The organism is Thalassococcus profundi, assembly GCF_003344785.1.
In the GTDB taxonomy this organism is placed as follows: Bacteria; Pseudomonadota; Alphaproteobacteria; order Rhodobacterales; family Rhodobacteraceae; genus Puniceibacterium; species Puniceibacterium profundi.
In genome coordinates this window covers 99,380-113,379 of record NZ_QPMK01000014.1, presented here as the reverse complement: position 1 = coordinate 113,379, position 14,000 = coordinate 99,380, and the positions used below count along the sequence as shown (strand labels likewise).

The following is a 14,000-nucleotide window of genomic DNA, read 5'->3' as shown; positions in this document are numbered from 1 at the left end:
TCAGACCCTAGTATTCCGCGCGCGCATGGGCAAGTATCGTCCCCAAGATGTGACCACGACAAAGGTGCCGGATGGCTGACACGAAAAGACTTTTCCCGCTTGTGATGCTGCTGCCCCTGGTGGGGTGCGCCGACATGATGGGACAGATCCAACCGCAACAGGCCACCGGCCCCGCCGCACCGCAAAGCGAGGCCGCGGCCGCGGAGGCCGCGGCCTCGCCGGTCCTGTCGCGTACCCCGCCGCCCGCCGCCCGCACCGAAGAGGATTTCGACACCACCACCGCCGAAGAACGCGCAGATGCGGCGGCGGCTCCCGCGGCCTCGGGTGAACGGTCCTTGGGCACCACGGTCGTGTCGCTCGGCGATCCGGCGCGCCCCGGCTTCTGGATCGAGACGCCGCTGGTCGACGCGCCGGGCAAGGGCCGCGTGGTCTTTCCGGGCTCCGGAAAGTCGGCGCAGGTGGACCTCATCCCGATCTCGGACGGCGGCAGCCGCTTGTCGCTCGCGGCCATGCGCCTGATCGAGGCGCCGCTGACCGACCTGCCCACGGTCGAGGTCTACGCGGGCGGCTGACCCGTCGGCGGTTCTCCTTTGGGAGTCGTCAAATCATTGATGTTATGCGCTTTTCCAGTGCGCCTAAGCCCGAGGACCTCTGCCGCCCCCGTCCCTTCATCTTGCCGATAAACCTCCGGGGGTGAATTGGCCGCAGGCCAAGAGGGGGCTGGCCCCCTCCAGCTTGCTCACTCCACCGTGACGGATTTCGCCAGGTTGCGCGGCTGATCGACGTCGGTGCCCTTGGCGATGGCGGTGTGATAGGCCAAAAGCTGCGCGGGCAGGGCGTAGAGCAGCGGGCTCAGCACCTCGGGCACTTCCGGCAGGACGATTGTCTGCCAGACGTCGGCGCCGGCCTCTGCCGCCCCCGCTGCGTCGGAGATCAGCAGCACCTTGCCGCCGCGGGCCATGACCTCGTGCATGTTGGACACGGTCTTGTCGAACAGGCTGTCGCGCGGCGCCATGACCACCACCGGCACGGTCTTGTCGATGAGCGCGATGGGGCCGTGCTTGAGTTCGCCCGACGCATAAGCCTCGGCGTGTATATAACTGATTTCCTTCAGCTTCAGCGCGCCTTCCAGCGCCAGGGGATACATCAGCCCGCGGCCCAGGAACAGCACATCGCGGGCCTCCGCGATGCGTCGCGCCGCCTTTCGGATCACCGCGTCGCGATCGAGAGCCACGTTGAAGATGCCCGGCAGCGCGTTCAGCGCCGTAAGAAGTTCCACCTGCCGGTCACGGGTCATCTCGCCCCGGTCCACCGCCGCCTTGAGCGCCAGCAACAGCAGCACGTTCAACTGGCAGGTAAAGGCCTTGGTCGAGGCCACGCCCACTTCGACGCCGGCATAGATCGGCAGGGCAAGGTCGGAGTCGCGCGCGATCGAGGATTCGGCCACGTTGACCACCGACAGGATCCTGTCCGCCTTGCCCGCGCAGTACCGCAGCGCCGCCAGCGTGTCCGCCGTCTCGCCCGACTGGCTGACGAACAGCGCCGTGGTGCCCGCGGGAATGGGCGGCGTCCGGTAGCGGAATTCCGAGGCGATATCGACCTCGACCGGTAGGCGCGCGAGTTGTTCGAACCAGTATTTCGCGGTCAGGCAGGCATAGAACGCGGTGCCGCAGGCCACCAGCGTCAGACGCTGCATCTTCGAGAAATCGACGCCCTCTCCGGGCAGATGGATCGTGCCGTCCTTGACATAGCTGGCCAGGGCGCCGGCCAGAACGGTGGGCTGTTCGGCGATCTCCTTCGCCATGAAATGCTTGTATCCGGCCTTGTCGATGCGGGTGGCGTCGATCTGGATCGTCTTGATGGGACGCGACACGGCAGCGCCGCCTTCGTCCATGATATCCAGCGTCTTGCGCGTGATCACGGCGCGGTCGCCTTCGGCCAGATAGGTGATCCGGTCGGTCAGCGGCGCCAGCGCGATGGCGTCGGATCCCACGTACATCTCGCCGTCGCCGTGGCCGATGGCCAGCGGGCTGCCCTTGCGCGCGGCGATCATCAGGTCGTCCTCGCCCTCGAACAGGAACACCAGCGCAAAGGCGCCTTGCAGCCGGTCCAGCGTGGCAAAGGCCGCGGCCACGTGATCGAGGCCTTGCGCCAAGTGATGCTGGGTCAGCAGCGCCACGGTTTCGGTGTCGGTCTCCGTGGTGCAGGACAGGCCGTGTTCGCGCAATTCGGTCCGCAACTCGCGGAAATTCTCGATGATGCCGTTGTGCACGACCGCGACGGGACCGGCCTGGTGGGGATGGGCATTGCCTGTCGTGGGCGCGCCGTGGGTGGCCCACCGCGTATGGCCGATGCCGGATTTGCCGGGCAGCGGGTCGTGCACCAGAAGATCGCTCAGGTTGACCAGCTTGCCCACGGCGCGGCGGCGGTCCAGCGTGCCCTTGTTGACCGTGGCGATCCCGGCGCTGTCATAGCCTCGGTATTCCAGCCGTCGCAGCGCTTCGACCAGTGTCGGAGAAACTTCGTGGTCACCAAGGACCCCTACAATACCGCACATTATCCCACCTCTTTTTGTTGTCTTGCTTTTCTTGCCTTCAACATTTCGAACAATTTCCGCGCAAAGCCCGGTTTTGTCGCCTGGCGGGCGCGACCGATGGCCAACGCCCCGTCCGGCACGTCCTCGGTGATCACCGATCCGCTGCCTGTCAGGGCCTCGGACCCCACGGTGACTGGCGCCACGAGCATCGTGTTCGAGCCGATGAAGGCACGTTCGCCGATAGTGGTCCGGTGCTTGAAGACGCCGTCGTAATTGCAGGTGATCGTGCCCGCGCCGATGTTGGTGCCGGCGCCGATATCGGCGTCGCCGAGATAGCTCAGGTGGTTGGCCTTGACGCCCTCGGCCAGCTGCGCGTTCTTCACTTCGACGAAATTGCCGACGTGCACGTCTTCGGCCAGTTCCGCGCCGGGGCGCAGGCGGGCGAAGGGGCCGACGACCGATCCGCGGCTGACGTGGCAGCCTTCAAGATGCGAAAAGGCGCGGATGCGCGCCCCTGATTCGACCGTCACACCGGGGGCGAAGATCACGTTGGGTTCGACCTCTGTATCGCGGCCGATGGCGGTGTCCCAGCTCAGGAACACCGTGTCGGGCGCCTGCATCGTCACGCCGTCCGACAGCAACGCGGCGCGGGCACGCGCCTGGAACGCGGCTTCGGCCGCCGCGAGTTCAGGGCGCGAATTGATGCCCAGCGTCTCGGCCTCGTCGCAGGTGACGGCGGTGGCGGACAGACCGCGTTCCGCGGCGATCGCCACCACGTCAGGCAGGTAGTATTCGCCCGCGGCATTGTCGTTGCCCACGGCGTCGAGCAGGTCGAACAGCGTGGCGCTGTCGGCCGCCAGAAGGCCGGAATTGCACAGGGTGATGGCGCGCTCCTCGGCGCTCGCGTCCTTGAATTCGACGATCCGCGCCAGACGGTCGCCCGCCATCACCAACCGTCCGTAGCGCGCCGGGTCGGCGGCGTCGAACCCCAGCACGACGATGTCGTGCTGGCGCCGCGCCGCGACCATCCTTTGCAGCGTTTCGGCCGAGACGAAAGGCGTGTCGCCATAAAGCACGATGACGTCGCCATCGAACTCCGCGAGCGCCGCGCGGGCCTGCGCCACCGCGTGGCCGGTGCCCAGCTGTTGGTCCTGCACCACGACCTGCACCTCGGGGTCGAAGTCGCGCGCGGCATCGGCGACCCGTTCGGCCTGGTGGCCCGCCACGACGATCACGCGCTCCGGTTCCAGGCTCTGTCCCGAGACCAGAGCATGGACCAGCATCGGCGCGCCGCCGATCGGGTGCAGGACCTTGGGCAGGTCCGACTCCATGCGTGTGCCTTTGCCTGCCGCGAGGATGACCAGTGCGATGCTCATGCCGTTTCTCTTTGTGATTTGCCTCGGCCCGTTTTATCGGTCCTGTGGCGCAGGGCAAGGTGGCGCCTTTCACGTTGGATTGCGGGTTGTGACAAAGGAGAGTGCCATGCGCACGGTGATTTTCGACCTCGACGGCACTCTCGCGGACACCTCCGGCGATCTCATCGCCGCGGCCAACCATTGCTTCATCGGCATGGGGGCAGGCGCTCAGCTGGATCCGCAGCGCGATGCGGCAACGGCGCTGCGCGGCGGGCGGGCGATGCTGACGCTGGGGCTGGACCGGATGGGCACCCGCAGCGAGGCCGAGATCGACCGCTGGTATCCGGAGCTTCTGCGCGCCTATGGCGATGCGATCGACCATCACACGGTGGTCTATCCTGGCGCCATCGCCGCGGTCGAGGCGCTGCGCAGCGCCGGCTACGGTGTCGGCATCTGCACCAACAAGCCCGAGGGGCTGGCCGAACAGTTGCTGCAAAGCCTTGGTATCCGGTCGCTCTTCGGCTCGATGATCGGCGCCGACACGCTGCCGGTGCGCAAACCCGATCCGGAACCGCTGTTCGAGGCGATCCGCCGGGCGGGTGGAGCCCCGGACCGGGGCTGCCTCGTGGGCGACACGGTCACCGACCGCGAAACCGCCCGGGCCGCGGGCCTGCCGAGCGTTCTGGTAACCTTCGGTCCCGCGGGCGGCGACATGGCCACGCTGGAACCCGAGGCGCTGATTGGGCATTTCGACGAATTGCCCGAGGTCGTGGCGCGGCTGATCGGCTGAGAGAGCGGTCGGCCGCACAGGCGCCGGCGCGTGCGCTGCCGATTGACCTGACGCGCGCCGCACCGCAAACATACCGCATGGCCGAGATCTTTCAGGGCAGTTTCACGCAGCAGGAGCCGATTCCCGAGGACGGGATCGCCGCCGCCGTCGAGGTCATGCGCAGCGGTCGTCTGCACCGCTACAACACCGCGCCCGGAGAGCTGAGCGAAGCGTCGCTGCTCGAGCAGGAATTCGCCGCGCTGACCGGGGCGCGCTATTGCCTCGCCGTCGCCTCGGGCGGCTACGCCATGGGCGCGGCCCTGCGTGCCGTCGGCGTCGCACCGGGAGACAAGGTGTTGTCCAACGCCTTCACGCTCGCGCCCGTGCCCGGGGCCATCGCCAGCCTTGGCGCGGTGCCCGTGCTGGTCGAGGTGACCGAGGACCTGACGCTCGACCTCGACGACCTGGCGGCGAAGGTCGGGCAGGCGAAGGTCCTGCTGCTGAGCCACATGCGCGGACATATCTGCGACATGGACCGGCTGATGGCGATCTGCGACGCGGCCAAGGTCACGGTGATCGAGGACTGCGCGCATACCATGGGCGCGGCCTGGAACGGGGTGCCGTCCGGCTTGCACGGGCGCGTCGGCTGCTATTCCTGCCAGACCTACAAGCATGTGAATTCGGGCGAGGGCGGGTTCCTGGTCACCGATGATGCCGAGGTCGCGGCGCGTGCGGTGCTGCTGTCGGGCTCCTACATGCTCTATGAACGGCATTTCGCCGCGCCGCCGCCCGAGGTTTTCGAGAAGGTGAAATACGTGACCCCCAACGTGTCGGGCCGGATGGACAACCTGCGCGCCGCGATCCTGCGCCCGCAGCTGCGCACCCTGTCGGCGCAGGTCCGCAACTGGAACGACCGCTACCGCGTCGTCGAAGAGGGGCTGGCCGGCACGCCGGGGCTGCGCCTGACCCATCGCCCCGAGGCCGAAGCTTTTGTCGGGTCGTCCTTCCAGTTCCTGCTGCCCGGCTGGGACGCAGCGCGCATTCGCGACGTTCTGGCCCGCTGCGCCGCGCGCGGGGTCGATTTGAAATGGTTCGGCGCGCCCGAGCCGCTGGCCTTCACCTCGCGCTACGATTCCTGGCGCTATGCCGATCTGCCGCCGATGCCGCGGACCGACCGCATTCTGGCGGGCCTCGTCGACATGCGCCTGCCGCTGACCTTTTCGCTGGACGACTGCGCTCAGATCGCCCGGATCATCCGCGCCGAGGTCAGCACCGTCTATCAGTCGACGCCCGGCTGATAGAGCGGCACGGTCGAGATCGCGACCTTGGCCGACCCGTTCGTGAGTTCGGCGGCATGGGCCACGTAGATCAGCGTCTGGTTGTTCTCGTCGAAAATACGCTTTACCCGCAGGGACTTGAGGATGATCGAGCGGGAGGTGCGGAACACATCCTCGCCCTCCGCGTCCCGGTCGATGTCGCCGATGGTGATCGGGCCGGTCTGGCGGCAGGCGATGGAGGCGTTGGACGGATCCTCGAACCAGTTGCCGTTGGACAGCCGGTCGATCACGGACCGGTCGAAATAGGCGACATGACAGGTCACGCCCTCGACCTCAGGGTCGGCGATGGCCTCGATAATGATGTCGTTGCCGATCCAGTCGACGCCGATTTCGCCAACCTCTTCGGCAGGGGCTGCGGCGGGCAGGGCGAGGCAGAAGGCAAGGGGGGCAAGGCGGGACAGGATCATGGGAAATCTCCGGTTCGAAAAACGTCGGGCCGGACGCCGTGCGCCCGACCCGCAATGGAGCTTACATCAGATAAAGCTGACCGTCCCGTGTTCGCCCGCATCGGGCGTGTCGTCCGTCACATTCGCCTTGGCGATCTCGTACAGGAACCCGGCGGCGCCCGTGGTCGCCCAAACCTCGGCTTTCGACAGGGTCATGCGGACCAGGCGGATGTCGTCGTCCTTGCGCCCGTCCTCGAACCAGGCGGCGGCCACGGCGCTCCAGAGCTCGTCGAGCTTGGCGCTGTCGTTCACCTGGGTCACCTGGCCGTCGATGCTGGCATAGAGGTTGGCCTTGGGATCGGCGACGACGAAATTCGCCTCGGCGCTGGTTTCGGCGGCCTGGGCGATGTCGGTGTCTTTGGCGGTGATGAACCACAGCGCGGTGTTGTCCTTGTCGGCATAGGGCGACATCGGAACGTGGCGGGCGCCGCCGGCCCCCAGCATCCCGGCCTGCACGTCGCCGATCCGGTTCCAGAAAGCTGTCTTGAGGTCGTCTGTCATGGTCGCATTCCTTTGAATTTCGGTGTCGGTCATGCAACGCTCGAACGAATGGCGCAGTTCCTCTGCGCCTGCGGACGGGGCGGCATGCTTGACCGGGGCAGGGCCCGCCTCTATTAAATGAACAAGTGTTCAATAAGGGGGCGAGGATGTTCAACGCGGTGATGCGCTTCGATCTGGGCGAGGACGTGAACGCGCTGCGGGACATGGTGCATCGCTGGGCGCAGGAGCGGGTGAAGCCGTTGGCGGCTGAGGTGGACAGCTCCAACGCCTTTCCCAACGCACTCTGGCCCGAGATGGGCGAGCTGGGCCTTCTGGGCATCACCGTCCCCGAAGAATTCGGCGGCGCGGGCATGGGCTATCTCGCCCATGTCATCGCGGTGGAGGAGATCGCGCGGGCCAGTGCCTCCGTCTCGCTGTCCTACGGCGCGCATTCCAACCTTTGCGTCAACCAGATCAACCTGAATGGCTCCGGCGCGCAGAAGCAGAAATACCTGCCGGGGCTGGTTTCGGGCCAGCATGTCGGCGCGCTGGCCATGTCCGAAGCCGGTGCCGGGTCCGACGTGGTGTCGATGTCGCTGCGCGCCGACAAGCGCAACGACCGCTTCGTGCTCAACGGCAACAAGTATTGGATCACCAACGGCCCCGACGCCGACACGCTTGTGGTCTATGCCAAGACCGACCCGGACGCCGGATCCAAGGGTATCACCGCCTTCCTGATCGAGAAATCCATGACCGGGTTCAGCACGTCCCCGCATTTCGACAAGCTGGGGATGCGCGGGTCGAACACGGCAGAACTGATCTTCGAGGATGTGGAGGTGCCCTACGACAACATCCTCGGCGAAGAGGGCAAGGGCGTGCGGGTGCTGATGTCGGGCCTTGATTACGAACGGGTGGTGCTGGCGGGCATCGGCACGGGCATCATGGCGGCCTGCCTCGATGAGATCATGCCCTACATGGCCGAGCGCAAGCAGTTCGGCCAGCCCATCGGGTCGTTCCAGCTCATGCAGGGCAAGATCGCCGACATGTACACCGCGATGAATTCGGCCCGCGCCTATGTCTACGAGGTGGCGAAGGCCTGCGACCGGGGCGACGTGACCCGCCAGGACGCGGCGGCCTGCTGTCTTTACGCCTCCGAAGAGGCGATGAAACAGGCGCACCAGGCGGTGCAGGCCATGGGCGGCGCGGGGTTCCTGAACGACGCGCCGGTGGCACGGCTCTTCCGCGATGCGAAGCTCATGGAGATCGGCGCCGGCACGTCCGAGATCCGGCGTATGCTGGTGGGGCGCGAATTGATGGCGGCGATGGCATGACGGCGCATGGGCGGGGCTGATGCCGCGATGGCTGTGGTTCGTGCCGCTGGCGCTGCTGGTGGCTCTGGCGGCGCTGGTGGGCTGGCGCTGGGGCTGGATCGCGGCGAACGTGACCGAAACGCAGGTGATCGAGGCCTATGCGCAGCGCTACCTCGCGGACCGCGCGGCCGCAGGGACCAGCAACGGGGCGCAGCGATCGGATTGCCGGGCGCGCCCGTCGGAGCGGGCCTGGCTGGTGGTGATCTGCGGGCCACAGCCGCACGATGCGGCGCGGCACTATACCTACTACGTCGCCCGCGACGGGCGGCTGCAGTTTCTGGTCGGTCCGGACGGGACACCGGTGGAGGAGTGATATGATCAGGAAAGTCAGTGGCTTGTTTGGCGTTCTTTGTGTCCTCGCGGCGCCCGTGGCGGCGCAGGAGTTCAGCTTTTCCATGGCGACGACCGAGGAATGCCTGGCCTCCGAAGGCACATTCGACGAATGCGTCGGCGCCTCGGCGCAGGACTGCATGAACAGCAGCCCCGGCGGCGATACGACGGTCGGCATGGGCTACTGCCTTGAACAGGAGTGGCAGGAGTGGGACGCGCTGCTCAACATGCATTACGGCGAGGTGCGGGCAGAGGCCCGCGCCACCGATGCCGAGATGCAGGAGATCGGCGCAATCGCGCCCAGCCAGGAGGCGGCACTGCGCGACATGCAGCGCGCCTGGATCGGCTTTCGCGACGGGCTGTGCGACTACGAGCGCAGCCTCTGGGGCGGCGGCACGGGCGGTGGTCCGGCGACCCTGTCCTGCCTGATGCGCGAAACCGCGCGACAGGCGCTTTTCCTGCAATCGCAGCGGAGCGACTAGGCGATGCTGACACCGGGCCAGAGCTTTGAGGCGCTTCGTGCGGGGTTCGACTGGGCGCTGCCCGACCGGCTCAACATGGCGCACCAGGTCTGCGACGGCTGGGCGGTCAGCGATCCCGACAGGCTCGCGCTCATCGACATGTCGGACGGTGCGCGCCGCGACGTAAGCTACGGTGATCTCTGGACTTTGTCGCGTCAGGTGGAGGCGGCGCTGATCGCGCGCGGGGTGCTGCGCGGCGACCGCGTGGGGGTGCTGCTGTCGCAATCGCCGCTTTGCGCCGCCGCGCATATCGCCTGCTGGCGGATCGGCGCGATCTCGGTGCCGCTCTTCACGCTGTTCAAGGGCGACGCGCTGCGCACGCGGCTCGACGACTCGGGCGCGGCCGTGGTGGTGACGAATCCGGGCGGCGCGGAGACGCTGGCCGGCTTCGACCTTGCCGTGATCACGCAGGCGGACCTGCCGGAGGCGAACCTTGCCTCTGCGGCGGGAGCGGACACTGGGCCGGAGGATGCGGCGGTGCTGATCTACACCAGCGGAACCACCGGGGCGCCCAAGGGCGCGCTGCACGGACACCGGGTGCTGACCGGGCATCTGCCGGGGGTGGAGATGAGCCACGACCTGCTGGGCCAGCCCGGCGACGTGCTCTGGACACCCGCGGACTGGGCCTGGATCGGCGGGCTCTTCGACGTATTGATGCCGGGGCTGGCGCTCGGCGTGCCGGTGGTGGCGGCGCGAATGCCGCGGTTCGAGGTCGGGGATTGCCTGAGGATTTGCCGCGAAGGTGCGGTCCGCAATGTGTTTTTCCCGCCCACGGCGCTGCGCATGCTGAAGGCGGCGGGGGCCGAGGTGCCGGGCCTGCGGTCGGTCGCCAGCGGTGGCGAGCCGCTGGGGGCAGAGATGCTGGCCTGGGGGCGCACGGCGTTCGGACTGAGCATCAACGAGTTCTACGGCCAGACGGAATGCAACATGGTGGCGTCGAGCTGCGGCGCGCTTTTCAGCCCGGAACCGGGCTTTATCGGGAAGTCCGTGCCGGGTTTCGACGTGGCGGTGCTGGGGCCGGACGGCGAGCCGACCGACGGCGAAGGTGATATCGCCGTGAAGGCGCGCCCGGCTTCGATGTTCCTGGAATACTGGCGCAACCCCGAAGAGACAGCCGCGAAGTTCTGCGGCGACTGGATGCTGACCGGCGACCGGGGAGAGCGCAAAGGCGATTTCCTGCGCTTCATCGGTCGCGAGGACGACGTGATCACAAGCGCGGGCTACCGCATCGGCCCGGCCGAGATCGAGGACTGCCTGTTGGCGCACCCGGACGTCGCCACCTGCGGCGTGGTGGGCAAGCCCTGCGCGCTGCGCACCGAGATCGTGAAGGCCTATGTGGTGCGCAAGCCCGGCGCCACGGTGGGCGCGGATGCGCTTCGGGCATGGGTGAAGGAACGGCTTGCAAGCTATTCCTACCCAAGGGAAATCACGTTTCTGGACGTCCTGCCGATGACTGTCACCGGCAAGGTGATCCGCCGTGAGTTGAAAGCCCGCGCCGCGACGGAGGATGCGGCATGAGGGGCGTGCGTACAATCCTCGGCACGATGCTGTCGCTTGTCGCCCTGCAGGCCGAGGCGCAGAGCAATCCGGCTCTGGACTTCGACCGCTGCATGGACCGCGAGACTGCCCGCTTCGAACGCGCCCTGCGGCGCGCCCATGCGCTGCCCGACCCGGATTTCTTCGACATCAGCGGCGTCACCGGGGTAGAGTTCTGCGGCACCGTCGGCATCGTCAAATGCGACAACTCCGACGCGCCGCTGCCCTGCCAGCGGGCGCTGCGCACCGATCAGGACGTGATGACCGCGCAGGTCCTGTCCTCGGTGCCGCCCCCGAACGAGATACCGGGGCGCGGCGAGGACCTGTCGGATGCCTTCTATCGCCGGGCCTGGGAGCTGGCGCGGGGCCGTTCCGCCGGGCCGGATTGCATCGGGGCGCCCAAGGTCATGGAGGTCTGGTGCGAAGCCCGCGAGTCGAACCGGCGCCTGCAGCTTGCGGTGCTGACCTGGCAGGCGGCGCGGTTCCTGGGCGCCGCTCCCGAGGCGACGGAGGCTGGTTGGGCGGACCCGCCTTCGCCGACCCGGCCCAGGGCGCGAGAGGCAGAGAAATGACCCGTGGCAGGGAGTAACCGGACATGAGACTGACATCGCAGGCGATCCCCACCTCCGAGGCGTTCCAGGCCAACGTCAGGGGCCACCTAGACGCGCTGCGCGTGGTCGAGGAGGCCGCTGCCCTGGCCGCGGCCGGCGGCGGCGCCGCGGCGCGCGAGCGGCACGAGAGCCGCGGCAAGATGCTGCCGCGCCACCGCGTGGCGAACCTCCTCGATCCCGGCAGCCCCTTCCTCGAAGTGGGCGCAACCGCGGCGCATGACCTTTACGACGGTGCGGCCCCCTGCGCGGGCGTGATCGCCGGGGTGGGCCGGGTGCAGGGGCGCGACGTCATGGTGGTCTGCAACGACGCCACGGTGAAGGGCGGCACCTACTACCCGATGACCGTCAAGAAACACCTTCGGGCGCAAGAGATCGCCGAGGCCAACCATCTGCCCTGCGTCTATCTGGTGGATTCGGGCGGCGCGAACCTGCCCAACCAGGACGAGGTCTTTCCCGACCGGGACCATTTCGGGCGCATCTTCTACAACCAGGCGCGGATGAGCGCCAAGGGCATCGCGCAGATCGCCGTGGTCATGGGCTCCTGCACGGCGGGCGGCGCCTACGTGCCGGCGATGTCGGACGTGACGATCATCGTGAAGGAGCAGGGGACGATCTTTCTCGCCGGGCCGCCTCTGGTCAAGGCGGCGACGGGCGAGGTGGTGAGCGCCGAGGACCTGGGCGGTGGCGACGTGCACACGCGGTTGTCAGGGGTGGCGGATTACCTGGCGGAGGACGACACCCATGCGCTGGCACTGGCCCGCCGCGCGGTCGGATCGCTGGGGCCGGGGCCGGTGGGGTACACACCCACCCTGCGCGAGGGCGCGCCGCCCGCCTACGATCCCGACGAGATCCTGGGCGTCGTGCCGCCGGACCTGCGCACGCCCTACGACATCCGCGAGGTGATCGCGCGGGTGGTCGACGGATCGGAATTCGACGAGTTCAAGGCCCGCTTCGGCGAGACGCTGGTGACGGGCTTCGCCGAGATCATGGGCGCGCCGGTGGGCATCGTCGCCAACAACGGAGTGCTGTTTTCCGAGGCCGCGCAGAAGGGCGCGCATTTCATCGAACTCTGCTCGCAGCGGCGCATTCCGCTGGTCTTCCTGCAGAACATCACCGGCTTCATGGTCGGGCGCCGCTACGAGAACGAGGGCATCGCGCGGCATGGCGCCAAGATGGTGACGGCGGTGGCCACCACCGCCGTGCCCAAGATCACCATGGTCGTCGGCGGCAGTTTCGGCGCGGGGAATTACGGCATGGCGGGAAGGGCTTACGGCCCGCGCTTCATGTGGTCCTGGCCGAACTCACGGATCAGCGTCATGGGCGGCGAACAGGCGGCGGGCGTTCTGGCGACGGTCAAGCGCGACGCCATGGAGCGGCGCGGCGAGGACTGGAGCGCCGAGGACGAGGCCGCCTTCAAGCAGCCCACCATCGACATGTTCGCGCGCCAGTCGCATCCGCTTTTTGCCAGCGCGCGGCTTTGGGACGACGGCATCGTCGATCCCCGCAAGGCGCGTCAGGTGCTGGGTCTGAGCGTGCATGCGTCGTTGAACGCCCCCATAGAGGAGACGCGCTTTGGCCTCTTCCGGATGTGAGGGACGCGGGATGACGCTCGACGAGGCAATGGCGCGCTACCCGGGGGCGGAGACCTTCAGCTTTGGCGACACGCCGGACCTGATCGCCGAACTGACGGCGCGTGTGCGCTCGGGCGCCAAGCGGGCCACCTGTACGGCGGTGGCCGACATCGAAGCGGGGCGCGAGACCGCGCCGGTGCCGGGCCGCCGGGACATCGCCCTGGGGCCCGACGGACAGCCCGCGCTGGTGATCGAGACAAAGGAGCTGGTCGAGACCACCTTCGCCACCATGACCGAGGCCATGGCGCTGGCCGAGGGCGAGGACGACAGCCTTGAAAGCTGGCGCAGGGGGCACCGGCGCTACTACGAGCGGCAGGGCATCTTTGCCGAGGACATGTCCCTGATCTGGGAAAGGTTCGAAGTGGTGGAGGATTTCGCGTGAGTGCGGCGACCGGCTCGGTCTTGGGCCGCCTCGGCCTCGCGCGCCTACAGGAAGCGCAGCCGCAGGTTTACGGAAGGAGTATGTATGCAAGGCACAGGCGGCAAGGTCGTCCGCTTCCGGCGCGGGGCGCGTCGGACCCCGCGCTGGAACATGGGAATCCCGCCCGAACCCCGGCGCCGAAACGGTCGCTTTGGGCGGTCTGCGCTCTTCGGGGCGATCGCGCTGCTGGTGGCATATGCCGCCGTGCCGCCGTTTCTGACGCTGACGTTGGTGCCGAAAACGGAGTCAGGCTGTCGCATCCTGACGGTCGTCGATGGCGATACGCTGCGGCTCCGGTGTCCCGGCCGTGGTTCGGAAACGGCGCGGCTGTTGGATTTCGACACTCCCGAACTGTTCAGCCCGCGCTGCATCGGGGAGTTCTGGCAGGCCAATCGGGCGCGTTGGCAGCTGGCAGCGGCGCTCTGGTCTGCCGAGACATTGGCGGTGTCGCGAGAGGGCACGGATCGCTACGATCGCGGCCTCTACCGGCTTTGGATCGACGGGCACAACGCCGCGCAGACGTTGATCGGGGGCGGATTGGCGCGCCCTTACTCTGGCGGCGCGCGGCAGGGATGGTGCGCGGACGGGCTTTGGGGATGACGGCGGAGCAGGCTGGAGGCCGAAGCGGGTCCCAAGACAGAAAGAAGGAAACCGGCG

At 67.8% G+C, this 14,000-nt stretch carries 15 protein-coding genes; 11 read left to right on the top strand and 4 right to left on the bottom strand.

Annotated elements, in window-relative coordinates:
- Positions 1–71: 71 nt before the first annotated feature.
- Entirely contained in the window at positions 72–572 is a 501-nt protein-coding gene (locus tag DU478_RS16420) for a hypothetical protein (RefSeq protein ID WP_233501366.1), read from the top strand.
- 167 nt (positions 573–739) lie between these two features.
- Here the strand turns inward: DU478_RS16420 and glmS are convergent, their stop codons facing one another.
- Entirely contained in the window at positions 740–2,557 is a 1,818-nt protein-coding gene (glmS, locus tag DU478_RS16415) for a glutamine--fructose-6-phosphate transaminase (isomerizing) (protein ID WP_114512059.1), read from the bottom strand.
- The gene (gene glmU / locus DU478_RS16410) at positions 2,557–3,912 is read right to left on the bottom strand and encodes a bifunctional UDP-N-acetylglucosamine diphosphorylase/glucosamine-1-phosphate N-acetyltransferase GlmU (RefSeq protein ID WP_114512058.1); all 1,356 of its coding nucleotides are present in this window, start codon (positions 3,910–3,912) and stop codon (positions 2,557–2,559) included. Before glmU ends, glmS begins: the two co-directional genes overlap by 1 nt.
- Before the next feature lie 106 nt (positions 3,913–4,018).
- Between glmU and DU478_RS16405 the strand changes: the two genes are divergently transcribed.
- Together DU478_RS16405 and DU478_RS16400 are read left to right on the top strand one after the other, a co-directional pair.
- Positions 4,019–4,681: an HAD-IA family hydrolase gene (locus tag DU478_RS16405; protein WP_114512057.1), complete on the top strand. Its 663-nt coding sequence runs from the start codon at positions 4,019–4,021 to the stop codon at positions 4,679–4,681.
- Between the two features lie 77 nt (positions 4,682–4,758).
- On the top strand, positions 4,759–5,958 hold the full coding sequence (locus DU478_RS16400) for a DegT/DnrJ/EryC1/StrS family aminotransferase (RefSeq protein ID WP_114512056.1): 1,200 nt from the start codon (positions 4,759–4,761) through the stop codon (positions 5,956–5,958).
- On the opposite strand, the gene DU478_RS16395 is transcribed toward DU478_RS16400, so the two are convergent.
- Positions 5,940–6,404, bottom strand: a complete 465-nt coding sequence (locus DU478_RS16395; RefSeq protein ID WP_114512055.1) for a CreA family protein — start codon at positions 6,402–6,404, stop codon at positions 5,940–5,942. The genes DU478_RS16400 and DU478_RS16395 overlap by 19 nt on opposite strands.
- A gap of 66 nt (positions 6,405–6,470) precedes the next feature.
- Positions 6,471–6,944, bottom strand: a complete 474-nt coding sequence (locus tag DU478_RS16390; RefSeq protein WP_114512054.1) for a pyridoxamine 5'-phosphate oxidase family protein — start codon at positions 6,942–6,944, stop codon at positions 6,471–6,473.
- Positions 6,945–7,090: 146 nt separating this feature from the next.
- On the opposite strand from DU478_RS16390, the gene DU478_RS16385 reads away from it, so the two are divergent.
- From DU478_RS16385 to DU478_RS16350, 8 genes are all read left to right on the top strand, one after another.
- Positions 7,091–8,254, top strand: coding sequence for an isovaleryl-CoA dehydrogenase (locus tag DU478_RS16385; protein ID WP_114512053.1), 1,164 nt, complete (start codon positions 7,091–7,093; stop codon positions 8,252–8,254).
- A gap of 19 nt (positions 8,255–8,273) precedes the next feature.
- Positions 8,274–8,606, top strand: a complete 333-nt coding sequence (locus tag DU478_RS16380) for a hypothetical protein (RefSeq protein WP_114512052.1) — start codon at positions 8,274–8,276, stop codon at positions 8,604–8,606.
- Between the two features lie 22 nt (positions 8,607–8,628).
- Positions 8,629–9,105, top strand: a complete 477-nt coding sequence (locus DU478_RS16375) for a lysozyme inhibitor LprI family protein (protein WP_233501365.1) — start codon at positions 8,629–8,631, stop codon at positions 9,103–9,105.
- Between the two features lie 3 nt (positions 9,106–9,108).
- Positions 9,109–10,662: an AMP-binding protein gene (locus DU478_RS16370; protein WP_114512050.1), complete on the top strand. Its 1,554-nt coding sequence runs from the start codon at positions 9,109–9,111 to the stop codon at positions 10,660–10,662.
- Positions 10,659–11,252 carry a hypothetical protein gene (locus DU478_RS16365; RefSeq protein ID WP_114512049.1) on the top strand — a complete coding sequence of 198 codons (594 nt, stop codon included), beginning with the start codon at positions 10,659–10,661 and terminating at the stop codon, positions 11,250–11,252. Before DU478_RS16370 ends, DU478_RS16365 begins: the two co-directional genes overlap by 4 nt.
- A 23-nt stretch (positions 11,253–11,275) precedes the next feature.
- Entirely contained in the window at positions 11,276–12,883 is a 1,608-nt protein-coding gene (locus tag DU478_RS16360; RefSeq protein WP_114512048.1) for a carboxyl transferase domain-containing protein, read from the top strand.
- A 10-nt stretch (positions 12,884–12,893) separates the two neighbouring features.
- Positions 12,894–13,304, top strand: coding sequence for an ASCH domain-containing protein (locus DU478_RS16355; RefSeq protein WP_114512047.1), 411 nt, complete (start codon positions 12,894–12,896; stop codon positions 13,302–13,304).
- A gap of 84 nt (positions 13,305–13,388) precedes the next feature.
- Entirely contained in the window at positions 13,389–13,943 is a 555-nt protein-coding gene (locus tag DU478_RS16350) for a thermonuclease family protein (RefSeq protein ID WP_114512046.1), read from the top strand.
- The last annotated feature ends 57 nt before the right edge of the window (positions 13,944–14,000 follow it).

Bases quoted from the DNA above. Each gene is read 5' to 3' on its own strand.
- DU478_RS16420 (WP_233501366.1), top strand. From the start codon at position 72: ATGGCTGACACGAAAAGACTTTTCCCGCTTGTGATGCTGCTGCCCCTG.
- glmS (WP_114512059.1), bottom strand. From the start codon at position 2,557: ATGTGCGGTATTGTAGGGGTCCTTGGTGACCACGAAGTTTCTCCGACA.
- glmU (WP_114512058.1), bottom strand. From the start codon at position 3,912: ATGAGCATCGCACTGGTCATCCTCGCGGCAGGCAAAGGCACACGCATG.
- DU478_RS16405 (WP_114512057.1), top strand. From the start codon at position 4,019: ATGCGCACGGTGATTTTCGACCTCGACGGCACTCTCGCGGACACCTCC.
- DU478_RS16400 (WP_114512056.1), top strand. From the start codon at position 4,759: ATGGCCGAGATCTTTCAGGGCAGTTTCACGCAGCAGGAGCCGATTCCC.
- DU478_RS16395 (WP_114512055.1), bottom strand. From the start codon at position 6,404: ATGATCCTGTCCCGCCTTGCCCCCCTTGCCTTCTGCCTCGCCCTGCCC.
- DU478_RS16390 (WP_114512054.1), bottom strand. From the start codon at position 6,944: ATGACAGACGACCTCAAGACAGCTTTCTGGAACCGGATCGGCGACGTG.
- DU478_RS16385 (WP_114512053.1), top strand. From the start codon at position 7,091: ATGTTCAACGCGGTGATGCGCTTCGATCTGGGCGAGGACGTGAACGCG.
- DU478_RS16380 (WP_114512052.1), top strand. From the start codon at position 8,274: ATGCCGCGATGGCTGTGGTTCGTGCCGCTGGCGCTGCTGGTGGCTCTG.
- DU478_RS16370 (WP_114512050.1), top strand. From the start codon at position 9,109: ATGCTGACACCGGGCCAGAGCTTTGAGGCGCTTCGTGCGGGGTTCGAC.
- DU478_RS16365 (WP_114512049.1), top strand. From the start codon at position 10,659: ATGAGGGGCGTGCGTACAATCCTCGGCACGATGCTGTCGCTTGTCGCC.
- DU478_RS16360 (WP_114512048.1), top strand. From the start codon at position 11,276: ATGAGACTGACATCGCAGGCGATCCCCACCTCCGAGGCGTTCCAGGCC.
- DU478_RS16355 (WP_114512047.1), top strand. From the start codon at position 12,894: ATGACGCTCGACGAGGCAATGGCGCGCTACCCGGGGGCGGAGACCTTC.
- DU478_RS16350 (WP_114512046.1), top strand. From the start codon at position 13,389: ATGCAAGGCACAGGCGGCAAGGTCGTCCGCTTCCGGCGCGGGGCGCGT.